Here is a 26,089-nt window from a genome sequence, read left to right as displayed (position 1 = left end):
CCCAGCACTCACTCCAGCTCCTCCAGCTCTTCCTGGCACCGTTCCAGCCAGTCGAGGTCGGCCTGCAGGTGCAGCATCGCACCCTCGATGAGGAGGTGGGCGATGCGGTTGTCGCGGTCTTCGGCGGCGGCCAGCCTGGAGAGCTGCCGCATGGTGTTCAGGTACTGCCGCCGCTGTCTGTTGATGAGGGCGACCTGGTCGGCGAGCCCGGTCTGCGGGGCCAGGGCGAGCTTCATGAAGAACTCGTCCCGCACCCGCGGCTCGTCCGCCGTCTCCTCGTACCAGGCCCGCAGTTCGTCCCGCCCGGCGTCGGTGAGGTGGTAGACCTTCTTGTTGGGCCGGCTCGACTGCTCGATGTCCTCGCCCTCGATCAGCCCCGTCTTCTCGAGGCGGCCGAGGGTGACGTAGACCTGGCCGACGTTCGGCTGAGGGTACGCGGAGCCCAGCAGTTGCTCAAGGCCCTGCTTGAGCTCGTAGCCGTGGGCCGGTCCGCGGGCCAGAAGGGCCAGAAGGTGCAGGCGCACTCAGCCGTCCTTCCCTTCTGGTCATGTGCTCCAGGCCCTAGTATCGCGCATACCTAACAGGTATACATGGCCCCTGACCCGGGCGAGGAAGCCCGGTGCGGGCGGGCGCGTGCCGGCCGGTGTACGAGGTTGTACAGGGAGGAACCTATGCGGTGGATCCACGCCGCCGGTAGGGGCCTCCTCGTCCTCGTCGTGGTCCTGACCGGTTACGTCGCGTCCGGCGCCCGCGCGGACGAAGGCGCCGGGCGCGGGCGCGGGCCGCTCACCCTGGCCACCGCCGGTGACCTCACCGGCTACCTCGGCCCACTGCTGGAGGGCTGGAACCGCGACCATCCCGACGAGCGGGTCACCCTCGTCGAACTGCCCGACTCCGCCGACGAGACCCGCGCGCAGATGGCCACCGACCTGCGGGACGGCGACCGGCACCGCTTCGACGTCCTGAACATCGACGTCAACTGGACCCCGGAGTTCGCCGCGGCGGGGTGGATACGCCCGCTGCCCCGCGACCGGTTCCCGCTCGGCACGCTCCTGCCGCCGGTCGTCGACACCGCGACATACGACGGACGGCTGTACGCCGTCCCGTACGTCACCAACGCCGGTCTGCTCCTCTACCGCAAGGACGTGCTCGCCGCGGAGGGCGTCCCGCCGCCGCGCACCTGGGCCGAGCTGGAGCGGTACGCCGAGACCCTCGCGCCGGAGCACGGACTCGACGGCTACGCGGGCCAGTTCCTGCCTTACGAGGGCCTCACCGTCAACGCCGCCGAGGCCGTCTACTCGGCGGGCGGCAGCATCCTCGGCGACGAGGGCGAACGCGTCACCGTGGACTCGGCGGCGGCCCGTGAGGGCATCGGATTCCTGGTGCGCGGGGTGCGCGAGGGCTGGATCCCGAGGGACGCGCTGACCTACAAGGAGGAGGAGTCCAAGCAGGCCTTCCAGGACGGCCGTCTGCTCTTCCTGCGCAACTGGCCCTACGCCTACGTCGGCGCCTCGGCCCCGGGCTCCAAGGTCGCCGGGAAGGTCGGCGCCGTGCCGCTGCCGGGACCCCACGGGCCCGGGACGAGCGTCCTCGGCGGCTCGAACCTGGCCGTAGGCGCGCACGCCCGGCACCCCGACTCGGCCGCGCGCCTCATCGCGTACCTCACCAGCGAGCCCGTCCAGCGCCAGGTCCTCACCCGCGGCGCGCTGCCGCCCGTACGGGCCGACCTCTACGAGGACCCCGAACTGACCGAGGCGTTCCCGTATCTGCCGACCCTGCGCGAGAGCGTGCTCGCCGCCGCGCCGCGTCCCAAGAGCCCGCGCTACGACCAGGTCAGCCTGGCCGTGCAGGCGGTCGTGCACGATGCGATGAGCGGGCGGCAGACGCCCGAGGCGGCGGTGCGCCGGCTGGCGCGCGAACTGGCCGCCATCTCGCGGCACTGAATCCCGCTCTAGTTACGTGTTAGGTAACGCCGACATCTCATCTGCGCCGTCACTGCGGTGAAAAGTCCATATATAAACCCCCAACTGCTGAGTAGCTTCTGTTCTGTTCGTTGACACCCTCGCGACACCGCTACCTAACATGCATGCACAACAGCGGCGGCTCTCAACAGACAGGTCCACGGGGTGAACAGGCACCACTGGTGGCGTGACGCGGTGATCTACCAGGTCTACGTCCGAAGCTTCCTCGACAGCACCGGCGACGGCGTCGGCGACCTCGCCGGCGTCCGGGCCGGACTGCCGTATCTGCGCAAGCTCGGCGTGGACGGGATCTGGCTGAGCCCCTTCTACCCCTCGCCGCAGCACGACCACGGCTACGACGTCGCCGACTACCGGGGCGTCGACCCGCTCTTCGGGGATCTCGACGAGTTCGACGCGCTGGTCGCCGCGGCACGGCGCCTGGGCATCCGGGTGCTGCTGGACATCGTCCCCAACCACTGCTCCAGCGAGCACCCGTGGTTCCGCGAGGCCCTCGCCGCCGAGCCCGGCAGCCCGGCCCGCGCGCGTTTCCACTTCGCCGACGGCCGCGGCCAGGACGGCGACGAGCCGCCCAACAACTGGCACGCCATGTTCGGCGGACCGGCCTGGAGCAGGGTGACGGAGTCCGACGGCCGCCCCGGCCAGTGGTACCTGCACATGTTCACGCCCGAGCAGCCGGACTGGAACTGGCGCACCCCCGAGGTCGCCGCCGAGTTCGACCGGACACTCCGCTTCTGGCTGGACCGGGGCGTCGACGGCTTCCGCATAGACGTGGCCGCCGGCCTCTTCAAGCACCCCGGCCTGCCCGACTCCCCGGACCCGGAGGCCGACGCCCGCACCCGCGACTCGGTCAACCCGCTTGCCTGGAACCAGCCCGAGGTGCACGACGTGTGGCGGCAGTGGCGCGCGGTGTGCGAGGAGTACGCCGGCCGCGACGGCCGCGAGCGCCTCCTGGTCGGCGAGGTGTCGGTCCCCAGCGCCCGCGAGCACGCCCGCTACGTCCGCCCCGACGAACTCCACCAGGCCTTCTTCTTCGACCTCCTCGGCGCGCCCTGGGACCCCGACGCCTTCCGCAAGGTCATCTCCGAGGCCATGCAGGACATCGCCGGGACCGGCTCCACGGTCACCTGGGTCCTCAACAACCACGACCAGGTCCGCACCGTCACCCGCTACGGCGAACCCGCCACCGAGGGCAGCGGCCTCGGCGCCGCCCGCGCCCGCGCCGCCGCGCTGCTGATGCTGGCGCTGCCCGGCGCCGCGTACATCTACCAGGGCGAGGAACTGGGCCTGCCCGAGGTCGTCGACCTGCCCGACGACGTGCTCACCGACCCGATCTTCCACCGCACCGGCAGCCGCGCCCGTATCCGCGACGGCTGCCGGGTGCCGCTGCCCTGGTCCGGACAGGCCTCCCCGTTCGGCTTCACCTCCAAAGACGGAAGCGCCAAGCCCTGGCTGCCGCAGCCGGAGTACTTCGCCGAGTACGCCACCGACCGCGCCCTCGCCGACACCCGCTCCTTCTGGCACCTGTACCGCGACGGCCTCCAGCTCCGGGGCGATCTGCCCCAGCTCGGCGAGGGCACCCTGCGCTGGCTCCAGACCCCGCCCGGCGTGCTGGCCTTCGTCCGCGGCGACGGCCTGGTCTGCGCCGTCAACTTCGGCACCGCCCCCACGCCCGCGCCCGCCCCGGGCACCCCGCTGCTCACCAGCGGGCCCTGCCCGCCCGGCGTCCTGCCCGGCTCCACCGCCGCCTGGTGGATCGCCGACCTCTGACCTTCCCCGACCCAACCCTCCGAAGGGACATCAACGATGATGCGACGACGTACCCCCCTGCTCACCGGCTGCACCACCCTCGTACTCGCCCTCGGCGCCACCGCCTGCGGCGGCTCGGGACCCGTCACGGCCGGCGGCGGTGACAAGGCGCTCGGCGGACAGTCCGTCACCGTGGCCGGCGTCTGGTCCGGCACCGAGCAGGAGAACTTCCAGAAGGTGCTGGACGCCTTCACCGAGAAGACCGGCGCCAAGACCTCCTTCGTCTCCACCGGCGACAACGTGTCCACCGTCGTCGGCAGCAAGATCGAGGGCGGCAACGCCCCCGACGTCGTGATGGTCCCGCAGGTCGGCGTGCTCGAGCAGTTCGCCGGCAAGGGCTGGCTGAAGCCGCTGTCCAAGTCGGCCCGGAAGTCCGTGGACACCAACTTCGCGGACGTCTGGAAGTCGTACGGCAGCGTCGACGGCACCCTGTACGGCCTGTACTTCAAGGCCGCCCACAAGTCGACCGTCTGGTACAGCCCCGACGCACTCGACCAGGCCGGGGTCGAGCCGCCGAAGACGTACGAGGAAATGCTGAAGGCCGGGCAGACCCTCTCCGACTCCGGGCTCGCCGCCTTCTCGGTAGCCGGTCAGGACGGCTGGACGCTGACCGACTGGTTCGAGAACGTCTACCTCTCCCAGGCCGGGCCGGAGAAGTACGACGCCCTCGCCGCCCACCGACTGAAGTGGACCGACCCCAGCGTGGTCGAGGCGCTCACCACCCTCGGCAAGCTCTTCAAGGACAAGCAGCTGATCGAGGGCGGCCGGAAGGGCGCCCTGAACACCGACTTCCCGGGCTCGGTGGAGAAGGTCTTCGGTCCGAAGCCCGAGGCCGGCATGGTCTACGAGGGCGACTTCGTCGCCGGGGTCGCCAAGGACCAGTTCGGCAGGGAGATCGGCAAGGACGCGAACTTCTTCCCGTTCCCCGCGGTCGACGGAGGCAAGGCGCCGGTGGTCAGCGGCGGCGACGCGGCCGTCGTCCTGAAGGACGGCAAGAACGCCGAGGCCGGCATGGCGCTCCTGGAGTTCCTCGCGACGCCGGAGGCCGCGGCCGTGTGGGCCGAGGCGGGCGGCTTCCTCTCCCCGAACAAGAACCTCGACCCGGCCTCCTACGGCGACGACGTCACGCGGGCCACCGCCAAGTCCCTCGTGGACGCCGGGGAAACGGTCCGTTTCGACATGTCCGACCAGGCACCGGCGGCCTTCGGCGGCACCAAGGGCACGGGCGAGTGGAAGATCCTCCAGGACTTCCTGCGCGACCCCTCCGCCCCGAAGGCCACCGCCGCCGAGCTCGAGGCCGCGGCGGCCAAGGCCTACAAGGGCTGACCGGTCATGACCTCGACCCTGGTGAAAGAGGCGAGCCCGCCCACCGCCCCCGGTCCGGCGCGCGTACGGCGCCCCCGGCGGCGCCGGGCGGCCGTCGCCCTGCTCTTCGTCCTGCCCGCGCTGCTCCTGCTGGGCGCGCTCGTCGTCTACCCCGTGCTGTTCTCCGTCGGGCGCAGCTTCTTCGACGCCTCGGGGACCCGCTTCGTGGGCGGTGACAACTACACCGAGATGTTCCGCGACCCGGCCACGCTCAAAGCCGTCCGCAACACGGCCGTCTGGGTCGTCGTGGCGCCCACCCTGCTGACCGGCCTCGGCCTGATCCTGGCCGTCCTGGTCGAGAAGGTGCGCTGGGCCACCGCCTTCAAGCTGCTCCTCTTCATGCCGATGGCGGTGTCCTTCCTCGCCGCCGGCATCATCTTCCGGCTCGCCTACGACCACGACCCGGACAAGGGCGTCCTCAACGCCGCCGTGACCGGCGTGCACGACGCCTTCGCCGGCACGTCGACCTATCCGACCGCACGGGCGCGCGAGGGGCAGAGCGGCGGCCTGACCAAGGCGGGCGACGGCTCGTACCGGACGAGTGCCGGCGTGTCACCCGGCGACACCGTGGCGCTGGGCCTGGTCGGCGTGCTCCCCGCCGACCTGCCGTCCGGCACCAAGCCCGCCTACGGCGCGGCGGGCCGCGAGGCGGCGGCCGGTGAGGTGAGCGGTGTCGTCTACCTGGACTTCACGCCCGGCGGGGGAGGCGAGCAGGGCCGGGTCGACCGGCGCGAGAGCGGACTGCCCGAGATGACGGTCGAGGCCGTGCGCGACGGCCGTACGGTCGCCACCACGACCACGGCGGCCGACGGCTCCTTCCGCTTCGAGGACCTGGCCGAGGGCTCGTACGCCGTCGAGCTGCCCGCGTCGAACTTCGCCCCGCCCTACGAGGGCGTCTCCTGGCTCGGGCCCGCGCTGGTCACGCCCGCGATCATCGGGGCGTACCTGTGGATCTGGACCGGTTTCGCGATGGTCCTGATCGGCGCCGGGCTGTCGTCGCTGCCGCGCGACGCGCTGGAGGCCGCGCGGATGGACGGCGCGAACGAGTGGCAGATCTTCCGGCGGATCACCGTGCCGCTGCTGGCACCGGTGCTGACGGTCGTCTTCATCACCCTCGTGATCAACGTGATGAAGGTCTTCGACCTCGTCTACATCATCGCGCCCGGACCCGTGCAGGAGGACGCGACGGTGCTCGCGACGCAGATGTGGCTGGTGTCGTTCGGCGGCGGCAACAACCAGGGGCTCGGCAGTGCGCTGGGTGTGCTGCTCCTGCTGCTCGTCGTCCCGGCCATGGTCTTCAACGTCCGCCGCTTCAAGAGGAGTCAGCGATGAGGAGTCAGCGATGAGGAGTCAGCGATGAACGCCGTGCGGCGCTACCTGGGCAACGGGATCGTCCAGGCCTTCCTCGTGCTCGTCGGTCTCGTGTGGATGACGCCGCTGGCGGGGCTGTTCCTGTCCTCACTGCGGTCCGCCGAGGACACGGCCGAGGGCGGCTGGTGGACCGCGCTCGCCCGCCCCGGGCAGCTGTCCCTCGACAACTACTCCGCGCTGCTCGGCAACTCGGGTATCACCCAGGCCTTCTGGAACACGGTGCTCATCTCCGTGCCGACGACCGTGCTGGTCGTGGTCGTCGGGGCGCTCGCCGGGTACGCCTTCGCCTGGCTGGACTTCCCGGGGCGCGAGGCGGTCTTCCTGGTCGTCGTGGCGCTGCTGGTGGTGCCCGTGCAGATCGGGCTGCTGCCGGTCGCCAAGCTCTTCGGGCAGCTGGGGCTGTTCGGGACGATCCCGGGTGTCGTGCTCTTCCACGTCGCGTACGGGCTGCCGTTCGCCGTGTTCCTGCTGCGGAACTACTTCGCCGAGATGCCCAAGGAGATGCTGGAGGCGGCGCGGATGGACGGCGGCAACGAGTGGCGGATCTTCACGCGGCTGGTGCTGCCGGTGGGACGGCCGGCCATCGCCAGCCTCGCCATCTTCCAGTTCCTGTGGGTGTGGAACGACATGCTGGTGGCGCTGCTGTTCGCGGACAGTTCGTCGCAGCCGCTGACGGTGGAACTGCAATCGCAGATACGGCAGTTCGGCAGCAACATCGACGTGCTGGCGCCGGGGGCGTTCCTGTCGCTGGTCGTTCCCGTGGTGGTGTTCTTCGCGTTCCAGCGGCACTTCGTCCAGGGGGTCATGGCGGGTTCCGTGAAGTGAGGGCCTGGGGCGGCGGGGGCCCCTCGTCCCCCGCCGCCCTCCCGTCGGACAACGGCGCTCGAACGGGTGTCAGCGGCGGGTCTCGACCTTCAGGTCGCCGCTGGTGACCTTGCGGATGTGGTCGCCGGCGAGCAGGTCGTGCGGGAAGCCGAGCTCGATCGCGCCGGCCTCGTCGAGGCGGGCCAGCTGGGAGGCGGTGAAGCCGACCTCCAGGGCGCCCAGGTTGTCCTCCAGCTGCGCGGGGGTGCGGGCGCCGATGATCGGCGCCGTCACATCCGGGTTGCGCAGGGTCCAGGCCAGTCCCACCTGGGCGGGCGTGCGGCCCAGTTCCGTGGCGACCTCCTTCACCACGTCCGCGATGGCGAAGTTGCGTTGGGTGAGCGTGCCCATGGCCATGTTGAAGCTCCTGCGGGTGCCGTCGTCGAGTGCGCCGTCCGGCGCGGTCAGGTCGTCCCGGCTGTACTTGCCGGTGAGCACTCCGCCGGCCAGCGGTGAGTACGGGATCACCCCCAACCCCATCTCCCGTGCCATCGGGATCAGGTCACGTTCCCCGGTACGCTCGATCAGGTTGTACTCCATCTGCAGCGCGACCAGCGGCGACCAGCCGCGCAGGTCGGCGATCGCCTGCATGCGCGACACCTGCCAGGCCGGGGCGTTGGAGATCGCCACGTACAGGACCTTGCCCTGCCGGACCAGATCGTCCATGCCGCGCAGGACCTCCTCGACCGGCGTCGTGGTATCCCACACGTGCAGGTAGAGCAGATCGATGTAGTCCGTGTTCAGCTGTCGCAGGCTGGCTTCCACCGACGCGAACATGCTCTTGCGGTGCGGACCCCCGGAATTCGGATCGCCGGGCCGGCGCAGCGTCGTGTATTTCGTTGCCAAGACCAGGCTTTCGCGGATGTCGCGCGCGAATTCGCCCAGCAGGCGCTCGGAATTGCCATTGGTGTAGGTGCTGGCGGTGTCGATGAAATTCCCGCCGCGCTCGACGTAGCGGTCGAACAGCTTACGCGCCTCGTCCCGCTCGGCGCCCCAGCCCCAATCGGTACCGAAGGTCGCCGCGCCCAGCGCCAGCGGTGAGACCCGCAGCCCTGAGCGGCCCAGCAGCCGGTAGGTGTCGAGGGTGAGCGACATGGTGGTCTCCCGTACTTGTGATCCGTTGCCGGAAAGCAAGTCTGTGACCGCCGCGAGCCGGGGATAAGGGAAAGAAGTTCCTGGGAACGCCAGTCCTACCCTGCTGTAGGGTCGAACGCGATGACCCGCATCCTGGACACGACACAGGAGTTGGCCGCGTTCCTGCGGACCCGGCGTGAACGCCTGGACCCGCACGACTTCGGACTGCCGGCGCGTCGGCGGTCCCGGCGGACCCCGGGGCTGCGCCGGGAAGAGGTCGCCGAACTGGCCGGGGTCAGCATCGACTACATCGTGCGGCTGGAGCAGGCCCGCGGGCTGCGGCCCTCGGCGGACGTACTGGAGGGGCTGGCCCGGGCCCTGCGCCTGGCCCCCGACGAACGCGCCTACCTCTTCGACCTGGCCCGGCAGCGCCCCCGCGACGCCGACAAGCCCGCCGCCGCCGCGGCGCCGCCGCTGGCCCGGCTGGTCGCCGATCTGTCGCCGCTGCCGGCCATGGTGATGAACCACCGCTACGACATCCTGGCCTGGAACAGCGAAATGGCCAGGCTGCTACTGGATTTCGACACCCTGCCGCCGGCGCAGCGAAACGCGATGTGGCTGTGTCTGATGCATCCGGAGATGCGCGAGTTCTACGCCGACCGTGAACGCGTGGTGCGAGAGGGAATCGCTCACCTGCGCGCCGCGTGGGCCGCGTATCCGGACGATCAGGAGTTGACCGGCCGCATCGCCGAATTCATCGTCCGAGACGAGGAATTCGCGCGACTGTGGGCCGAGCGAGACGTCAAGGTCAACGGCCGCGGGCGCAAGGTGCTGCGGCATCCCGGCGTCGGCGCGATCACGGTGGACTTCGAAGTGCTCACGCCACTACAGGATCCGGACCAGCAGTTGGTCATCTACCGCGCCGCGGACGACGAGAGCCGGTCGGCGCTGGACCGCTTGCGCGCTCGGTGACGTCGAGCGCTCCCTTCGCACCGGCGCTCGAAAACCGGTGGAGCGGCGCCGCTGCGCACCGCTGCCGGGCTCGCCTTCACGCTCAAGCGCTGAGCCCCGCCGGCACACGGGCCTGTCCGGACTGATCCGCCGGACAGGCCCGGGCGCCGGTCCGGGCGGGCGCCGCCGGGCGGGAAGCCGGCAGGGCTTATGCCGACGCCGGCGGATACAGCGACCTCGGCAGCCGCGAAGCCGCCGCCGTGTCCAGGAGCCACAGAGTGCGGGCGCGGCCCTGTGCCCCGGCCGCCGGGGCCTGGATCTCGCCCGCGCCCGAGAGGGCCATCGCGACCGCGTTCGCCTTGTCCTCGCCCGCCGCGAGCAACCACACCTCACGGGCCGTGCGGATGGCCGGCAGGGTCAGGGAGACGCGGGTGGGCGGCGGCTTGGGAGAGCCGTGGACGCCGATCACCATGCGCTCCGTCTCCCGTACGCCCGGATGCTCCGGGAAGAGCGAGGCCACATGCGTGTCCGGGCCGACGCCCAGCAGCAGGACGTCGAAGGACGGCACCTCGGCGTGGTTCTCGGGGACGGACGCCTCGGCCAGCTCCCGCGCGTACGCCGCCGCGGCGGCCTCCACGTCCGAGCCGTGCGGGCCGTCCGACGCGGGCATCGTGTGCACCCGCCTCGGGTCCAGCGGCACCGAGTCGAGCAGCGCCTCGCGCGCCTGGGTGTCGTTGCGCTCCGGGTCGCCCTCCGGCAGGAAGCGCTCGTCGCCCCACCACAGGTCCAGGCGGGCCCAGTCGATCGCGTCCCGGGCCGGGGACCCGGCGAGTGCCGCGAGCAGGCCGTTGCCGTTGCGTCCGCCGGTCAGGACCACGGACGCGCTGCCCCGGGAGGCCTGCGCGTCCACGATCTTCGTGATCAGCCGCGCCGCCGCGGCCTCGGCCATCAGCTCCTTGTCGCGGTGCACGGCCAACTGGGGAGTGCTCACTTCGCCGCCGCCTTCTTCACCGGTGTCTTCTCCTGCGCCGCGTCCTTCGCGGGTGCTTTCGCAGCCGTCTCGACGGGAGCGGCGACCGCGGCGCCGCCGTCGGCGGAACCCCCTTTGCCGGAGCCGTCCGGGGTGTTCAGCCTGTTCACCCCGTACCGCAGCGCCGAGGCGTACGTGTCGTCCGGGTCCAGGCGGCGCAGTTCCTCCGCGATCAGCTCGGCCGTCTCGCGGCGCTTGAGCGCCACCGCGCGGGCGGGCTGGCCCTGGATGGACAGGTTCGCCAGCGAGCCGTCCGCCCGGTCCAGGACGACCGGGCCGCAGTCGGTGTCCATCCGGACCGCCGTCAGGCCCGGACCGTTCGACGCCGAGCGCTTCACGGGTACGTCCAGCCGGTCAGCGAGCCACATCGCGAGCAGCTCACAGCTCGGGTTGTACTCCTCGCCCTCCACCTCGACCGCCTGCACCCGGCAGTCGACCTGGTCCAGGGCCGCCGCCAGCATCGAACGCCACGGCGTGATGCGGGTCCAGGACAGGTCGGTGTCGCCCGGCGCGTAGGCGTCGGCGCGGGCGGCCAGCTCCCGTACCGGCTCCTCGCAGGCGTAGGTGTCGGTGACCCGGCGCTGGGCCAGGGCGCCCAGCGGGTCGCGGGCCGGGTCCAGCGGCGCGTTCACCGGCCACCACACCACGACCGGCGCGTCCGGCAGCAGCAGCGGCAGGACCACCGACTGGGCGTGGTCGACGACGTCGCCGTACAGCCGCAGCACGATCGTCTCGCCGGTGCCCGCGTCGGCGCCGAGCCGTACCTCGGCGTCCAGCCGGGACTTCGTGCGGTCCCGGGGCGAGCGCGAGACGCGTTTGATGACGACGAGCGTGCGCGAGGGGTGCTCGTGCGCGGCGTCGCTCGCGGCCTTCAGCGCGTCGTAGGCGTTCTCCTCGTCGGTGACGATGACCAGCGTGAGCACCATGCCGACGGCCGGCGTGCCGATGGCCCGGCGGCCCAGCACCAGCGCCTTGTTGATCTTGCTGGCCGTGGTGTCCGTGAGGTCTGTCTTCATGGGCGGCGCCAGCTCCGTCCGTCTCGTTCGAGCATGTGGTCCGCCTCGACGGGCCCCCAGGTGCCGGCCGGGTACTGGGCCGGAGTGCCGTGCTGGTCCCAGTACTGCTCGATCGGGTCGAGGATCTTCCAGGACAGCTCGACCTCCTCGGTGCGCGGGAAGAGGTTGGCGTCGCCCAGGAGGACGTCGAGGATGAGGCGCTCGTACGCCTCCGGGCTGGACTCCGTGAAGGACTCGCCGTACGCGAAGTCCATGGACACGTCCCGGATCTCCATCGACGTGCCCGGCACCTTGGAGCCGAAGCGGACGGTGACGCCCTCGTCGGGCTGGACGCGGATGACGATCGCGTTCGAGCCGAGTTCCTCGGTGGCCGTGGAGTCGAAGGGGGAGTGCGGGGCGCGCTGGAAGACGACCGCGATCTCGGTGACACGGCGGCCGAGGCGCTTGCCGGTGCGCAGGTAGAAGGGGACGCCCGCCCAGCGGCGGTTGTCGATGCCGACCTTGATCGCGGCGTAGGTGTCGGTCTTCGACTTCGGGTCGATACCGTCCTCCTCCAGGTAGCCGACGGCCTTCGCGCCGCCCTGCCATCCCGCCGCGTACTGGGCGTGCACGGTGTCCCGGCCCAGATCCCTGGGGAGGCGGACCGCGCCGAGCACCTTGGTCTTCTCGGCGGCCAGCGCGTCCGCGTCGAAGGAGGCGGGCTCCTCCATCGCGGTCAGCGCGAGCAGCTGGAGCAGGTGGTTCTGGATGACGTCGCGGGCGGCGCCGATGCCGTCGTAGTAGCCCGCCCGGCCGCCGATGCCGATGTCCTCGGCCATCGTGATCTGGATGTGGTCGACGTAGGACCGGTTCCAGATCGGCTCGAACATCGTGTTGGCGAAGCGCAGCGCCAGGATGTTCTGGACGGTCTCCTTGCCCAGGTAGTGGTCGATGCGGAAGACCTGGTCCGGGGCGAAGACCTCGTGGACGATCCCGTTGAGCTCCTCGGCCGACCTCAGGTCGTGGCCGAACGGCTTCTCGATCACCGCGCGGCGCCAGGAGCCGCTCGACTGGTCGGCCAGCCGGTGCTTCTTCAGCTGCTGGATGACCACGGGGAAGGACTTGGGCGGCACCGACAGGTAGAAGGCGAAGTTGCCGCCCGTGCCCTGCGCCTTGTCCAGTTCGTCGATGGTGCCGCGCAGCCGCTCGAACGCCTCGTCGTCGTCGAAGGTGCCCTGGACGAAGCGCATGCCCTGGCTGAGCTGCTGCCAGACCTCCTCACGGAAGGGGGTTCGCGAATGCTCCTTGACGGCGTCGTGCACGACCTGGGCGAAGTCCTCGTGTTCCCAGTCGCGGCGGGCGAAGCCGACGAGCGAGAAGCCCGGTGGCAGCAGACCCCGGTTGGCGAGGTCGTACACGGCGGGCATGAGCTTCTTGCGGGAGAGGTCGCCGGTGACGCCGAAAATGACCAGACCCGACGGCCCCGCGATACGCGGGAGCCGTCGGTCTGCGGGGTCACGCAGCGGATTGCTGCTTGACAATGTCCTAGCCCTCCGAGGGGGCGAGGCGCTTCAGCTCCGCCTCGGTCGACTTCAGCAGGTCGGTCCAGGAGTCCTCGAACTTGTCGACGCCCTCCTTCTCCAGCAGCTGGACCACCTCGTCGTAGCCGATCCCGAGCTTCTCGACCGCGTCGAGGTCGGCGCGCGCCTGCTCGTAGGTGCCGGCGACGGTGTTGCCGGTGATCTCGCCGTGGTCCTCGGTCGCGAACAGGGTCGCCTCCGGCATGGTGTTCACCGTGTTCGGCGCGACCAGGTCGGTGACGTACATGGTGTCGCTGTACGCCTTGTCCTTGACGCCGGTCGACGCCCACAGCGGACGCTGCTTGTTGGCGCCGGCCTTGTCCAGGGCGTTCCAGCGGTCGGAGGAGAAGACCTCCTCGTACGCCTGGTAGGCGAGACGGGCGTTGGCGACGGCGGCCTTGCCGCGCAGGGCCTTGGCCTCGTCGGTGCCGAGCGCGTCGATCCGCTTGTCGATCTCGGTGTCCACGCGGGACACGAAGAAGGACGCCACGGAGTGGATCTGCGAGAGGTCCAGGCCGCGCTCCCTGGCCTTCTCCAGGCCGGTCAGGAAGGCGTCCATGACCAGGCGGTAGCGCTCCAGCGAGAAGATCAGCGTGACGTTGACGCTGATGCCCAGGCCGATGGTCTCGGCGATCGCCGGGATACCGGCCTCGGTCGCCGGGATCTTGATCAGCGTGTTGGGCCGGTCCACCAGCCAGGCGAGCTGCTTGGCCTCGGCGACCGTCGCCTTGGTGTTGTGCGCGAGGCGCGGGTCGACCTCGATGGAGACCCGGCCGTCCTTGCCGCCGGTGGCGTCGAAGACGGGGCGCAGGATGTCGGCGGCGTCGCGGACGTCCGCCGTGGTGATCATGCGGATGGCCTCTTCGACCGTGACCTTGCGGAAGGCGAGGTCGGAGAGCTGCTGGTCGTAGCCGTCGCCCTGGGAGATCGCCTTCTGGAAGATCGACGGGTTGGTGGTGACGCCCACGACGTGCTGCTGGTCGATCAGCTCGGCGAGGTTGCCGGACGTGATCCGCTTGCGCGACAGGTCGTCCAGCCAGATCGCGACGCCTTCATCGGAGAGGCGCTTGAGTGCGTCTGTCATGGAAAATGCATCTCCTACGTGTCGTATTACGGGCGTCAGCGCTGGGCTGCGGCGATCGATTCCCGGGCGGCGGATGCGACGTTCTCGGCAGTGAAGCCGAACTCGCGGAAGAGCACCTTGCCGTCCGCCGAAGCACCGAAGTGCTCCAGGGAAACGATGCGGCCGGCGTCCCCGACGTACTTGTGCCAGGTGAGACCGATCCCGGCCTCGACCGCGACACGGGCCTTCACGGACGGGGGCAGGACGCTGTCCCGGTACCCCTGGTCCTGCTGCTCGAACCACTCGACGCACGGCATGGACACCACGCGGGCCGGCACACCGTCGGCCTGGAGCCGCTCGCGCGCCTCCACGGCGACGTGCACCTCGGAACCGGTGGCGATGAGGACGACCTCGGCGTCGCCGCCGTCCGCCTCGAACAGCACGTAGCCGCCCTTGGCCGCGTCCTCGTTCGCCTCGTACGTCGGCACACCCTGACGGGTCAGCGCCAGACCGTGCGGCTGGCCCTTGCCGAACTCCTTCGTCCAGCGCTTGAGGATCTCGCGCCAGGCGATCGCGGTCTCGTTGGCGTCCGCCGGGCGGACCACGTTCAGACCCGGGATGGCGCGCAGCGAGGCGAGGTGCTCGACCGGCTGGTGGGTCGGGCCGTCCTCGCCCAGGCCGATGGAGTCGTGCGTCCACACGTACGTCACCGGCAGGTGCATCAGCGCCGACAGCCGCACGGCGTTGCGCATGTAGTCGGAGAAGACGAGGAACGTTCCGCCGTAGATGCGGGTGTTGCCGTGCAGCGCGATGCCGTTCATCTCGGCGGCCATCGCGTGCTCGCGGATGCCGAAGTGAATCGTGCGGCCGTACGGGTCCGCCTCGGGCAGCGGGTTGTCCGCCGGGAGGAAGGACGACGTCTTGTCGATCGTCGTGTTGTTCGAGCCGGCCAGGTCGGCCGAGCCGCCCCACAGCTCGGGAATGATCGCGCCGAGCGCCTGGAGGACCTTGCCGGACGCGGCGCGGGTGGCGACGCCCTTGCCCGTCTCGAAGACCGGGATCTTCTCCTCCCACCCCTTGGGCAGCTCACCCTGGGCGACACGGTCGTACTCGGCGGCGCGCTCGGGGTTGTTGTCCCGCCACTGCTGGAAGGACTTCTCCCACACGGCACGGGCCGCCTGGCCCCGCTCCAGCGCCTGCCGGGTGTGGCCGATGACCTCGTCGGAGACCTCGAAGGACTTCTCCGGGTCGAAGCCCAGGACCCGCTTGGTCGCCGCGACCTCGTCGTCGCCGAGCGCCGAGCCGTGCGCGGCCTCGGTGTTCTGGGCGTTCGGGGCGGGCCAGGCGATGATCGAGCGCATGGCGATGAAGGACGGCCGGTCGGTGACCTGCTTCGCCGCCTCGATCGCGTCGTAAAGCGCGTTCGGGTCCAGGTCGCCGTCCGGCTTCGGGGCGACGCGCTGCACGTGCCAGCCGTACGCCTCGTAGCGCTTGCAGGTGTCCTCGGAGACGGCGGTCTCGGTGTCGCCCTCGATCGAGATGTGGTTGTCGTCCCAGAGCAGGACCAGGTTGCCGAGCTTCTGGTGGCCCGCGAGGGAGGAGGCCTCGGCGGAGATGCCCTCCTGGAGGCAGCCGTCACCGGCGACGCAGTAGACGAAGTGGTCGAACGGGGACTCGCCCTCGGCGGCCTCCGGGTCGAACAGGCCGCGCTCGTAGCGGGCGGCCATCGCCATGCCCACCGCGTTGGCGACACCCTGGCCGAGCGGGCCGGTCGTCGTCTCCACGCCCGTGGTGTGGCCGTACTCGGGGTGGCCCGGGGTCTTGGAGCCCCAGGTCCGGAAGGACTCCAGGTCCGCCAGCTCCAGGCCGAAGCCGGCCAGGTACAGCTGCGTGTAGAGGGTCAGGGACGAGTGGCCGGCGGACAGCACGAAACGGTCGCGTCCGACCCAGTTCGCGTCGGCGGGGTCGTGCCGCATCACCTTCTGGAAGAGGGTGTAGGCGGCGGGCGCCAGGCTCATCGCCGTACCCGGATGGCCGTTGCCAACCTTCTGTACGGCATCGGCGGCCAGGACGCGGGCGGTGTCCACGGCCCGCTGGTCCAGTTCGGTCCACTCGAGGTCTGTGGTGGTCGGCTTGGTGCTCACCCTGAGTCAGGGCTCCTCTCCACATGTCGGATGCCGGTGCACGTGGGCGCCCACCGGCTGCCGGCGCGTCCTGAGTCGGCCGGCCGTTGTTGAGCCTACCCCCGTAAGTACGTGCGTTTTTCCGCTGGAAACCAGACTGCCGGGACTCTCTTGGATCCGCCTGTCGACTGGGCGAAACCGCATTCGGCAAGTGAATACGGAGCCGCTCATCTGACCGCTCAATCGACTCCCCGAACGCACGTCGGAGCACCCCCCTCAACACGACCCCACCCCCGCGAAGGCCGAGGTATGGGCAACGTCTAAAGTGGCGTGGTACGCGCGAGCCTTTACCGCCACTTCACACGGTCGGGCTTGCTGGGATGTCTCTGTCAGGGGTGTGCGTGACGGCCGTTGAATCCCGTCCTGCGGGGGTAATCGGGACGAGCCAGAGCCCGAGTCACCGGCCGTTCGGGGCCCGTGTCAAGGCGTTCGTGGCGCTGACCAAGCCGCGGATCATCGAGCTTCTGCTGATCACCACCGTTCCGGTGATGTTCCTCGCCGAGCAGGGTGTTCCGGATCTGAAGCTGGTGCTGCTGACCTGTGTCGGCGGTTACCTGTCGGCCGGCGGCGCCAACGCGCTGAACATGTACATCGACCGCGACATCGACGCGCTGATGGACCGGACCTCGCAGCGCCCGCTGGTGACCGGCATGGTCAGCCCGGCCGAGTGCCTCGTCTTCGGCATCACCCTGGCCGTCGTCTCGACGCTGCTGTTCGGTTTCACCGTCAACTGGCTGTCGGCCTGGCTCTCGCTCGGCGCACTCCTCTTCTATGTCGTCGTCTACACGATGATCCTCAAGCGCCGTACCTCGCAGAACATCGTCTGGGGCGGCATCGCGGGCTGTCTGCCGGTGCTCATCGGCTGGTCGGCCGTGACCAACTCGATGTCCTGGGCGCCGATCATCCTCTTCGGTGTCATGTTCTTCTGGACGCCGCCGCACTACTGGCCGCTGTCCATGAAGGTCAAGGAGGACTACGCGCGCGTCGGCGTGCCGATGCTCCCGGTCATCGCCTCCAACAAGGTCGTCGCCCGGCAGATCGTCCTCTACAGCTGGGTGATGGTCGTGGTGTCGCTGCTGCTGCAGCCGCTGGGCTACACCGGCTGGTTCTACACGGCGGTCGCCCTGCTGGCCGGCGGCATGTGGCTGTGGGAGGCGCACGGGCTGCAGAACCGCGCCAAGGCCGAGGTCACGGGCGGCAAGCTGAAGGAGATGCGGCTCTTCCACTGGTCGATCACCTATGTGTCGGTGCTGTTCCTCGCGATCGCGGTGGATCCCTTCCTGCGCTGAGCGTCTCCGCGGCGGGCGGGGTGCGTGGTCAAGGCCACGCACCCCGCCCGTCGCCGTTTGATCTACCCGTCGGTAGCATCCTGGTCATGGCAGACACGCAGCAGGTTGACACGAAGGCCGGGTGGGCCGAGCGGTGGGCCGGGCACCGGCTGACCCGGCTGACCGGGCGGATCGACGCCTTCTCCAAGGCGCACGGCGGCGCCGAGGCCCACGTGGCCTACCTCGGTGAGCGCGGCGCCCGGATCGTGCTCGTCGGCGCGGACGGCGCCTGGGGCGACCTGGTGGCGCGCTCCTACGAGACCGCTCGGCAGGCGGTGGAGAAGTCCGGGATCACCGTCCACGAGGAGTTCGACGGCGAGTTCGCGGCCAAGGTGGAGACCGGCCCCTACGAGTGGTCGCGCATGGCGGGCATCCAGGTGGGCGGCCCGAGCAACACCTGAGACCGGGTTCACCCGTTAGGACCGTAGGAAGCCGTAAGGCGCGCGAGCCCGTAGGGCGCGCGAGCCGTAGGGCGCACGGTCCCAGCGCGGGGAGTCCGGATGATCGAAACGCCGTCCCTGGTGGACCAGTACTGCCACGGCGTCCTGAGAACAGAGCTGGGCCTCGGCACCTTCGAGGCCCAGCTGGCCCGCACCGAGGGCCCGCCCGCGCCGGGCACCACCCTCTTCGACACCCAGACCGGCTTCGCGGTACGCCGCTGGTGCCCGCCCCTGCTCGGTCTGGAACCGCACTGCCCGCCCGCCCGCTACCTGGCCCGGCGCCGCGAACTCGGCGTCCTGGAGTCCGACCGCAGGCTGCTGCGCGGGAGCGGCATCACCACCTACCTGGTCGACGCGGGGCTGCCCGGCGATCTCACCGGCCCCGACGAGATGGCGTCCGCCGCGGCCGCGGAGACCCGCGAGATCGTGCGCCTGGAACTCCTGGCCGAGCAGGTCGCCGACACCTCCGGCACCGTCGAGTCCTTCCTCGCCAACCTCGCGGAGGCGGTGCACGGTGCCGCCGCGAACGCGGTGGCCTTCACCTCCGTCGCCGGCGTACGGCACGGCCTGGCGCTCGCGCCGGAACCACCCGGCCCGGGCGAGGTACGCGGAGCCGCCGCCCGCTGGCTGGCGGGACGCGAGGTCGGGGGCGAACTGAGCGACCCGGTCCTCCTGCGCCACCTGCTGTGGATCGCCGTCGCCTCGGGCCTGCCGCTCCAACTGCACGCGGGGCTCGGCGAGCCGGGCCTGCGCATCGACCGCACCGACCCGGTGCTGCTGACCGACTTCGTGCGGGCCACCGCCGGACTCGGCACCGACCTGGTGCTGCTGCACGGCTACCCGTACCACCGCCACGCCGCCCACCTCGCCGGCGTCTTCCCGCACGTCTACGCCGACTCGGGCGCCGCCCTGGTGCGCACCGGCGCCCGGGCCGCGACGGTCCTCGCGGAGATCCTGGAACTGGCTCCCTTCGGCAAGATCCTTTTCTCCAGCGGAGCCCAGGGCCTGCCCGAGCTGCACGTGGTCGCCGCCCGCCTGTTCCGCGAGGCCCTGGGACGGGTGCTGGGCACCTGGGTGGCCGAGGGGGCGTGGTCCCTGGGGGACGCGCAGCGGGTGGCGGGGATGATCGCTTCGGGGAACGCGGGGCGGGTTTACGGACTGCACTGAACGGACCAAGCTGGGCGGATGCCGACCGACACCCTGCTCGACCGCTTCGTGACGGACCTGATGCCACTGGCCCCCGTCGCCGTCTGGGCGCACGGCTCGCTGGCCGGCGGCGACTACCAGGAGGGCCGCAGCGACCTCGACCTGATCGCCGTGCTGGAGCACCCGGTGACGGTGCGTACGGCCTGGCGGCTGGGTCTGCTGCACGCCCGGCTCCGTGCCGAGCCGCTCGCCCCGAAGCTCCACTGCACCTATCTGTCGCCCGGCACCGTCGAGGACTCCGGGCGGCGCCACCCGACCTGGGCCCACGAAGAGCTCTACAAGCGGACGGTCACCCCGGTCACCCGGAGCGAGCTCCACGGTTTCGGGCGCGTCCTGTACGGCGCACCGCCGAAGGAACTGCTGCCGCCGGTGCCCAAGACCGAACTGGCGGAGTTCGTCGTCCGGGACCAGCGGGACTTCTGGCGGCCGACCGTGCGCCGACCGGCGGTGTGGCGGCAGGACGTCTGGGTCGATCTCGGCCTGCTCACCTTCGCCCGCGCCACCGTCACGCTGCGGGACGGCCGCCTGATCACCAAACGCGAGGCCCTGGACGAACTGCCCCGTCTGGGGGCGCCCGACGAGGTCGTCCGGGACATCACGGAACGGCGCTACGGGCCCCCCGCGCGGCCCGCCGACGAGTGGCCCGCCCGCCGGGCGGAGCTGACCCGGAGCTACCTGGGACCGGCCATCGACACGCTGGTCGCCTCGTACTCCTGAGCCGGCAGCGTGGCCGCCGGCTCCTCCGGCCGCTCGCGCAGCGCCAGAAGCACCCTCAGCGCCGCGATCCACATCACGCACGAGCCGAACATGTGCAGTCCGACCAGGACCTCGGGGAGGTCGGTGAAGTACTGGACGTAGCCGATGACGCCCTGGGCGAGCAGCACCAGGAACAGGTCACGGGTGCGTGCCAGGGGCCCCTTGGGAGCGTTGACCGCCTTCAGCACGAACCACAGGGCGAAGGTCAGCGTCACGACGATCCACGCCAGGACGGCGTGCGCCTTGCTCACCGTCTCCCAGTCGATCGGCATCCGCTCGACCTCGCTGGAGTCGCCCGCGTGCGGGCCGGCGCCGGTGACCACCGTGCCCACCGCGATCAGCAGCGCGGAGACGGCGATCATCACCCACGCCAGCTGCTGCACGGACCTGCCGACCAGGGGGCGCGGGGGCGCGTCGCCCTCCCGGGTGCGCTGCCACATCACGGTCGCGACCGCGATCAGCGCGCTCGTCAACAGGAAGTGCGCCGCGACGGTGTACGGGTTGAGGCCGACGAGGACCACGATGCCGCCGAGGACGGCGTTGCCCATCACGATCCAGAACTGCGCCCAGCCCAGCCGCGTCAGGCCACGCCGGTAGGGCTTCTGCGACCGCGCGGCGATGATCGCCCAGCCGACCGCGGCGCACAGCACGTAGGCCAGCAGGCGGTTGCCGAACTCGATGACGCCGTGGAAGCCCATCTCGCTGGTGGTGGTCAGCGAGTCGTCGGTGCACTTGGGCCAGGTCGGGCAGCCGAGGCCCGAGCCGGTCAGGCGCACCGCGCCACCGGTGATCACGATGACCACCGACATGGCGAGTGCGACGAGGGCCGCCCGCTGGACCGTCCGGGGGGCCGGGGTCCAGCGTGCGGCGATGAAGGCGAGCGGGTTGCGCACGGCGGCTGCGGCGTCGGCGCGGGTCACGTTTGGCACGCCGTCCATCGTAGGCGTCCGCTTGTGCACGCTTTCACGAGGGTCCCGTCTCCGGCCCGGGCGCCTACTCCCAGCGGAAGAACCTCCCGGCCGCCGCGAGCCCCACGACCGCCCACACGGCGAGGATTCCCAGATCGCCCCAGGGCATCCCGGCCCCGTGCTGGAGGACGTCCCGCAGGCCGTCCGACAGGGCGGAGATCGGCAGCAGCCCCAGCACGCTCTGCGCCGCGTCCGGGAACTTGTCCAGCGGCACGATCACCCCGCCGCCCACGAGCAGCAGCAGGAAGACCAGGTTGGCGGCGGCCAGCGTGGCCTCCGCCTTCAGCGTGCCCGCCATCAGCAGCCCGAGCCCGGAGAAGGCGGCCGTGCCGAGGACCAGGAGCAGCAGCACGGCGAACGGGTTGCCGTGCGGCGACCAGCCCAGCGCGAAGGCGATCACGGTCAGCAGGATGATCTGGAGCACCTCGGTGACCAGCACGGACACGGTCTTCGCGGTCATCAGTCCCCAGCGCGGCAGCGGCGAGGCGGCCAGCCGCTTCAGCACCCCGTACCGGCGCTCGAAGCCGGTGCCGATGGCCTGCCCGGTGAAGGCCGTCGACAGCACGGCGAGCGCCAGGATGCCGGGGGCGAGGAAGTCGACGGCCTCCCCGGCGCCGGTGTCGATGATGTCCACGGAGCTGAACAGGACGAGCAGCAGCGTCGGGATGATCACCGTCAGCAGCAGCTGCTCGCCGTTGCGCAGCAGCATCTTCGTCTCCAGCGCGGCCTGGGCCGCGATCATGCGGCCGAGCGGCGCGGCACCGGGCTTCGGCGTGTACGTACCGGTGGTCGTCGTCATGAGCGCAGCTCCTTGCCCGTGAGCTCCAAGAACACGTCCTCCAGGGTGTGCCGCTCCACCGAGATGCGGTCCGGCATCACCCCGTGCTGGGCGCACCAGGAGGTCACCGTGGCGAGCAGCTGGGGGTCGACCTTGCCGTTGACGCGGTAGGAGCCCGGGGTCAGCTCGGCGGCCGCGGAGTCCGCGGGCAGTGCCTTGAGCAGGGATGCGACGTCCAGTCCGGGCCGGCCGGAGAACCGCAGGGTGTTCTCGGCGCCGCCGCGGCACAGCTCCTCGGGCGAGCCCTGCGCGATGACCCGGCCCGCGTCGATGATGGCGACGTCGTCGGCCAGCTGCTCGGCCTCGTCCATGTGGTGCGTGGTGAGGATCACCGAGACGCCGTCGCCGCGCAGGTCCCGTACGAGGTCCCAGGTGGCACGGCGGGCCTGCGGGTCCAGGCCGGCGGTCGGCTCGTCCAGGAACACCAGCTCGGGGCGCCCGACCACGGCCATCGCGAGGGCGAGCCGCTGCTGCTGGCCGCCGGAGAGCCTGCGGTACGTCGTACGGCCGCACGAGCCCAGGCCGAGCCGCTCGATCAGCGCGTCGACGTCCAGCGGGTGGGCGTGCAGCTTCGCGACATGGCGCAGCATCTCGTCCGCGCGGGCGCCGGAGTAGACGCCGCCGGACTGGAGCATCACGCCGATCCGGGGCCGCAGCTCGGAGCCCTGTCCCACCGGGTCGAGGCCCAGCACGCGCACCGTGCCGGAGTCCGGTTTGCGATATCCCTCGCAGGTCTCGACCGTGGTCGTCTTGCCCGCCCCGTTGGGGCCGAGTACGGCGGTGACACCCGCCCGGGCCGCCAGGTCGAGGCCGTCCACCGCGGTCTTCGTGCCGTACCGCTTCACCAGGGCCTGGACCTGGACCACGGGCTCGCTTCGCATGGGTCACGAGTCTAGGTACGCGGGCCGGGGCTCAGGCGCGGGGGTGCGGGATCTCCTCCCCGGGGGTGGGCGTACGGGGCTCAGGGAGGCGTACGGGCTGGTGGGCGGCCGCCGGGTACGGGCTCGGCGTACGGCGGTGCTCGCGGAGGGCGTTCGGGGGGCGCGTGCGGGCCGTGCGCGGGCCTTCGCGCGGTCGGTCACGCGCGATGGGGACGCGGTCGGCGAGGGTCCCGCCCGCGCCGCTACTCCCGCGGCCGGTGCACCGGCAGCCAGCGTTCCGCGTAGGCGACCGCGTCCGCCAGCGGGAACAGCCGCGTGACGGCCGCGCCGACCCGCCCCCGTACGACGGGCCGGTCCCGTTCGAAGTCCTGGCCCAGCTCGTCGAACCGTTCCGAGGTGATCGACACCTCGGTCACCCGCTCCCAGCCCACCGGACCCGGCCGGCCCACCTCCACCAGCGGGGACGGAATCCGGTACTCGGCGAGGTGGAAGGCCGTGCAGGCCTCGAAGCCCGCGCCGAGCAGCAGTACCCGGGCGTCCAGCCGCTCCAGGGCCGCCAGCGGACTGCGCTCGCCCAGCCGGCAGTCGGTCGCGTGCCCCGCGACCACCTCGGCGGCGCGCGGGCCCAGGGCCGCGAAGGACGTCTGCGGGTGCGCGCTGCGCAGGGCGCCCGGCCAGGTGCGCACGGTCTCGGGGAGCACCCCGACCCCGCGCGAGGGCGTGATCAGCGGGTCGTAGGCGGGCATCGCCGCCCGCACGGTGTCCCACCACTCCTCGGGCACCGGCGGGCTCCGCCACAGCGCCGGGTCCGAGAGGTCGCCGGTCTGGGTGGGGACCACCAGGGTGCCGTCCGGGCCGAGCGCGTCGAGCAGTCCCTGGACGACCGCGACGGGGCCTCCGCAGACCCAGCCGAGGGAGCTGAGGGAGGAGTGCACCAGGAGGGTGTCGTCGGTCCGCACACCCAGCTCGCGCAGCCCGGCGGCGATCGTGCCCCGGGTGACGAGTGGGCCGGTGGGAGGGGGTGTGGGCATGCCCGGGAGTGTCCCGCAGGCCGGTCCGGGGCGCCACCGGATTGATCGATCAAAGATCGTTTCCGCAGGTCAGGTTAGGTGTACCTAAGTGACGCAGGGCACCGCACGAAGATCCGGACCCGGCTTGCCCGCCCCGGAGGAATTACGCAACAATGGCGTTGTGAAAAACGTTGGCGAGGCTCCGCAGGAGGAACTCGCGACCGGTGAGCGGTCCACCCGCAACCGCGTCGCGCGCTCCATCCTGGACCACGGGCCGTCGACCGTCGCCGAACTCGCCGGGCGTCTGGGCCTCACCCAGGCCGCCGTCCGGCGGCACCTCGACGCGCTGGTCGCCGACGACGTGGTCGAAGCCCGTGAGCAGCGGGTCTACGGCACGCGCACGCGCGGGCGACCCGCCAAGGTCTTCGCGCTCACCGACTGCGGCCGGGACGCCTTCGACCAGTCGTACGACAAGCTGGCCGCGGACGCCCTGCGCTGGATCGGCCGGCAGGAGGGCGGGGAGCAGGCGATCGCCGCCTTCGCCCGTGCCCGGATCGCCGCCCAGGCGGGCGCGTACCGCAAGGCGGTCGAGTCCGCCGCCCCCGAAAAGCGCACGGAAGCACTGGCCAAGGCCCTCAGCGCGGACGGGTACGCTGCAACCGCGCGGAGCGCACCCCACCCCCAGCAGGGCGAGCAGCTGTGCCAGCACCACTGCCCGGTCGCCCACGTCGCAGAGCAGTTTCCGCAGCTGTGCGAGGCGGAGACGGAATTTTTCGCCGAGCTGCTCGGTACGCATGTACAGCGGCTCGCGACCATCGCGCACGGCGACGGGGTCTGCACCACGTTCATTCCGAAGACTTCGCACGCGCCACCCACGGCGCAAGCGCCCACGAACACCGCTAACGCATCTGCAAGCACGGCCGGGAGGAACCCCGCATGACTCTCCCCACGGAGACTGCTCACCCTGAGCTCGAGGGCCTGGGCAAGTACGAATACGGCTGGGCCGACTCCGACACGGCCGGCGCCTCTGCCAAGCGCGGCATCAACGAGGACGTCGTCCGCGACATCTCGTCGAAGAAGAACGAGCCGGAGTGGATGACCAAGCTCCGCCTCAAGGGCCTGCGCCTCTTCGAGAAGAAGCCCATGCCGAACTGGGGCTCGGACCTGTCGGGCATCGACTTCGACAACATCAAGTACTTCGTGCGCTCCACGGAGAAGCAGGCGGAGTCCTGGGAGGACCTGCCCGAGGACATCAAGAACACGTACGACAAGCTCGGCATCCCCGAGGCGGAGAAGCAGCGCCTCGTCGCCGGTGTCGCGGCCCAGTACGAGTCCGAGGTCGTCTACCACCAGATCCGCGAGGACCTGGAGGAGCAGGGCGTCATCTTCCTGGACACCGACACGGCCCTGAAGGAGCACCCGGAGCTCTTCAAGGAGTACTTCGGGACCGTCATCCCGGTCGGTGACAACAAGTTCGCGTCGCTGAACAGCGCGGTGTGGTCCGGCGGCTCCTTCATCTACGTGCCGAAGGGCGTGCACGTCGAGATCCCGCTCCAGGCCTACTTCCGTATCAACACGGAGAACATGGGCCAGTTCGAGCGGACCCTGATCATCGTCGACGAGGGTGCCTACGTGCACTACGTCGAGGGCTGCACGGCTCCGATCTACAAGTCGGACTCGCTGCACAGCGCCGTGGTCGAGATCATCGTCAAGAAGAACGCCCGCTGCCGCTACACGACCATCCAGAACTGGTCGAACAACGTCTACAACCTGGTCACCAAGCGCGCCGTGGCGTACGAGGGCGCGACCATGGAGTGGATCGACGGCAACATCGGCTCCAAGGTGACGATGAAGTACCCGGCCGTCTACCTGATGGGCGAGCACGCCAAGGGCGAGACCCTGTCCATCGCCTTCGCGGGCGAGGGCCAGCACCAGGACGCCGGCTCCAAGATGGTCCACATGGCGCCGAACACGTCCTCCAACATCGTCTCGAAGTCCGTGGCGCGCGGCGGCGGCCGTACCTCCTACCGCGGCCTCGTCGAGATCGGCGAGGGCGCCCACGGCTCCAAGTCGAACGTGCTGTGCGACGCGCTGCTCGTCGACACCATCTCCCGCTCCGACACGTACCCCTACGTGGACGTCCGCGAGGACGACGTGTCCATGGGCCACGAGGCGACCGTCTCCAAGGTCTCCGAGGACCAGCTCTTCTACCTGATGAGCCGCGGTCTGAGCGAGTTCGAGGCGATGGCGATGATCGTGCGCGGCTTCGTCGAGCCGATCGCCAAGGAGCTGCCCATGGAGTACGCCCTCGAGCTCAACCGGCTGATCGAGCTGCAGATGGAAGGCGCGGTCGGCTGACGCCCGCCCTTCGCAGCAGTCCCAGATTTCTTGACGCAGG

23 protein-coding genes are annotated in these 26,089 nt (G+C 70.8%); 12 read left to right on the top strand and 11 right to left on the bottom strand.

The annotated features are described in order from the left end of the window. Window positions 1-8: 8 nt before the first annotated feature. A complete protein-coding gene (locus ACZ4V1_RS25545; RefSeq protein WP_468339971.1) occupies window positions 9-524 on the bottom strand; it encodes a PadR family transcriptional regulator in 516 nt (171 codons plus the stop codon). 147 nt (window positions 525-671) lie between these two features. Between ACZ4V1_RS25545 and ACZ4V1_RS25540 the strand changes: the two genes are divergently transcribed. The 5 genes from ACZ4V1_RS25540 (at window position 672) to ACZ4V1_RS25520 (ending at window position 7,349) form a co-directional block, all read left to right on the top strand. Further along, window positions 672-1,943 carry an ABC transporter substrate-binding protein gene (locus tag ACZ4V1_RS25540; protein ID WP_468339969.1) on the top strand — a complete coding sequence of 424 codons (1,272 nt, stop codon included), beginning with the start codon at window positions 672-674 and terminating at the stop codon, window positions 1,941-1,943. A gap of 183 nt (window positions 1,944-2,126) precedes the next feature. After that, on the top strand, window positions 2,127-3,749 hold the full coding sequence (locus tag ACZ4V1_RS25535; protein ID WP_468339967.1) for a glycoside hydrolase family 13 protein: 1,623 nt from the start codon (window positions 2,127-2,129) through the stop codon (window positions 3,747-3,749). A gap of 36 nt (window positions 3,750-3,785) precedes the next feature. Beyond that, window positions 3,786-5,114 (top strand): ABC transporter substrate-binding protein, encoded by a 1,329-nt coding sequence (locus ACZ4V1_RS25530; RefSeq protein WP_468339965.1) that lies wholly within the window; start codon window positions 3,786-3,788, stop codon window positions 5,112-5,114. Window positions 5,115-5,120: 6 nt separating this feature from the next. Further along, window positions 5,121-6,485, top strand: coding sequence for a carbohydrate ABC transporter permease (locus ACZ4V1_RS25525; RefSeq protein WP_468339963.1), 1,365 nt, complete (start codon window positions 5,121-5,123; stop codon window positions 6,483-6,485). A 24-nt stretch (window positions 6,486-6,509) separates the two neighbouring features. Beyond that, entirely contained in the window at window positions 6,510-7,349 is an 840-nt protein-coding gene (locus tag ACZ4V1_RS25520) for a carbohydrate ABC transporter permease (protein ID WP_468339961.1), read from the top strand. A gap of 69 nt (window positions 7,350-7,418) precedes the next feature. Here the strand turns inward: ACZ4V1_RS25520 and ACZ4V1_RS25515 are convergent, their stop codons facing one another. Further along, on the bottom strand, window positions 7,419-8,483 hold the full coding sequence (locus ACZ4V1_RS25515) for an aldo/keto reductase (protein WP_468339959.1): 1,065 nt from the start codon (window positions 8,481-8,483) through the stop codon (window positions 7,419-7,421). Window positions 8,484-8,603: 120 nt separating this feature from the next. Between ACZ4V1_RS25515 and ACZ4V1_RS25510 the strand changes: the two genes are divergently transcribed. Then, window positions 8,604-9,434, top strand: a complete 831-nt coding sequence (locus ACZ4V1_RS25510) for a helix-turn-helix transcriptional regulator (RefSeq protein ID WP_468339957.1) — start codon at window positions 8,604-8,606, stop codon at window positions 9,432-9,434. Window positions 9,435-9,621: 187 nt separating this feature from the next. Here the strand turns inward: ACZ4V1_RS25510 and pgl are convergent, their stop codons facing one another. Genes pgl through tkt form a run of 5 tightly spaced genes read right to left on the bottom strand, consistent with a single transcriptional unit; the run spans window position 9,622 to window position 16,225 of the window. Next, window positions 9,622-10,404, bottom strand: a complete 783-nt coding sequence (pgl, locus tag ACZ4V1_RS25505; RefSeq protein WP_468339955.1) for a 6-phosphogluconolactonase — start codon at window positions 10,402-10,404, stop codon at window positions 9,622-9,624. Further along, window positions 10,401-11,459: a glucose-6-phosphate dehydrogenase assembly protein OpcA gene (gene opcA / locus ACZ4V1_RS25500; RefSeq protein ID WP_468339953.1), complete on the bottom strand. Its 1,059-nt coding sequence runs from the start codon at window positions 11,457-11,459 to the stop codon at window positions 10,401-10,403. Before opcA ends, pgl begins: the two co-directional genes overlap by 4 nt. After that, a complete protein-coding gene (gene zwf / locus ACZ4V1_RS25495; RefSeq protein WP_468339951.1) occupies window positions 11,456-12,979 on the bottom strand; it encodes a glucose-6-phosphate dehydrogenase in 1,524 nt (507 codons plus the stop codon). The genes opcA and zwf overlap by 4 nt, the downstream gene beginning before the upstream one ends. Before the next feature lie 4 nt (window positions 12,980-12,983). Then, window positions 12,984-14,102 carry a transaldolase gene (gene tal, locus ACZ4V1_RS25490; protein ID WP_468339950.1) on the bottom strand — a complete coding sequence of 373 codons (1,119 nt, stop codon included), beginning with the start codon at window positions 14,100-14,102 and terminating at the stop codon, window positions 12,984-12,986. Between the two features lie 35 nt (window positions 14,103-14,137). Beyond that, entirely contained in the window at window positions 14,138-16,225 is a 2,088-nt protein-coding gene (tkt, locus tag ACZ4V1_RS25485) for a transketolase (protein ID WP_468339948.1), read from the bottom strand. A gap of 359 nt (window positions 16,226-16,584) precedes the next feature. Between tkt and ACZ4V1_RS25480 the strand changes: the two genes are divergently transcribed. The 4 genes from ACZ4V1_RS25480 (at window position 16,585) to ACZ4V1_RS25465 (ending at window position 19,955) form a co-directional block, all read left to right on the top strand. After that, complete coding sequence (locus ACZ4V1_RS25480; protein WP_468339946.1) at window positions 16,585-17,553, top strand: heme o synthase; 969 nt, start codon at window positions 16,585-16,587, stop codon at window positions 17,551-17,553. Window positions 17,554-17,639: 86 nt separating this feature from the next. Beyond that, window positions 17,640-17,993 carry a hypothetical protein gene (locus ACZ4V1_RS25475; protein ID WP_468339944.1) on the top strand — a complete coding sequence of 118 codons (354 nt, stop codon included), beginning with the start codon at window positions 17,640-17,642 and terminating at the stop codon, window positions 17,991-17,993. Between the two features lie 99 nt (window positions 17,994-18,092). Next, complete coding sequence (locus tag ACZ4V1_RS25470; RefSeq protein WP_468339942.1) at window positions 18,093-19,199, top strand: amidohydrolase family protein; 1,107 nt, start codon at window positions 18,093-18,095, stop codon at window positions 19,197-19,199. 18 nt (window positions 19,200-19,217) lie between these two features. Then, window positions 19,218-19,955 (top strand): nucleotidyltransferase domain-containing protein, encoded by a 738-nt coding sequence (locus tag ACZ4V1_RS25465; protein WP_468339940.1) that lies wholly within the window; start codon window positions 19,218-19,220, stop codon window positions 19,953-19,955. On the opposite strand, the gene ACZ4V1_RS25460 is transcribed toward ACZ4V1_RS25465, so the two are convergent. From ACZ4V1_RS25460 to ACZ4V1_RS25445, 4 genes are all read right to left on the bottom strand, one after another. Next, window positions 19,910-20,932, bottom strand: coding sequence for a COX15/CtaA family protein (locus ACZ4V1_RS25460; protein WP_468339938.1), 1,023 nt, complete (start codon window positions 20,930-20,932; stop codon window positions 19,910-19,912). The genes ACZ4V1_RS25465 and ACZ4V1_RS25460 overlap by 46 nt on opposite strands. A gap of 55 nt (window positions 20,933-20,987) precedes the next feature. Continuing rightward, window positions 20,988-21,761 carry an ABC transporter permease gene (locus ACZ4V1_RS25455; RefSeq protein ID WP_468339936.1) on the bottom strand — a complete coding sequence of 258 codons (774 nt, stop codon included), beginning with the start codon at window positions 21,759-21,761 and terminating at the stop codon, window positions 20,988-20,990. Next, window positions 21,758-22,681 carry an ABC transporter ATP-binding protein gene (locus ACZ4V1_RS25450; protein WP_468339934.1) on the bottom strand — a complete coding sequence of 308 codons (924 nt, stop codon included), beginning with the start codon at window positions 22,679-22,681 and terminating at the stop codon, window positions 21,758-21,760. The genes ACZ4V1_RS25455 and ACZ4V1_RS25450 overlap by 4 nt, the downstream gene beginning before the upstream one ends. Window positions 22,682-22,923: 242 nt before the next feature. Beyond that, window positions 22,924-23,712 carry an AAC(3) family N-acetyltransferase gene (locus ACZ4V1_RS25445; RefSeq protein ID WP_468339932.1) on the bottom strand — a complete coding sequence of 263 codons (789 nt, stop codon included), beginning with the start codon at window positions 23,710-23,712 and terminating at the stop codon, window positions 22,924-22,926. A gap of 160 nt (window positions 23,713-23,872) precedes the next feature. Here ACZ4V1_RS25445 and ACZ4V1_RS25440 point away from each other — a divergent pair, with 160 nt between their 5' ends. Beyond that, entirely contained in the window at window positions 23,873-24,631 is a 759-nt protein-coding gene (locus tag ACZ4V1_RS25440) for a helix-turn-helix transcriptional regulator (RefSeq protein ID WP_468339930.1), read from the top strand. Then, complete coding sequence (gene sufB, locus ACZ4V1_RS25435) at window positions 24,628-26,049, top strand: Fe-S cluster assembly protein SufB (protein ID WP_121746398.1); 1,422 nt, start codon at window positions 24,628-24,630, stop codon at window positions 26,047-26,049. Before ACZ4V1_RS25440 ends, sufB begins: the two co-directional genes overlap by 4 nt. The last annotated feature ends 40 nt before the right edge of the window (window positions 26,050-26,089 follow it).

Source organism: Streptomyces sp. NPDC028991, from assembly GCF_055564775.1.
The sequence above is the reverse complement of the archived record's forward strand: the minus strand, read 5'-3'. Positions and strand labels throughout refer to the sequence as shown.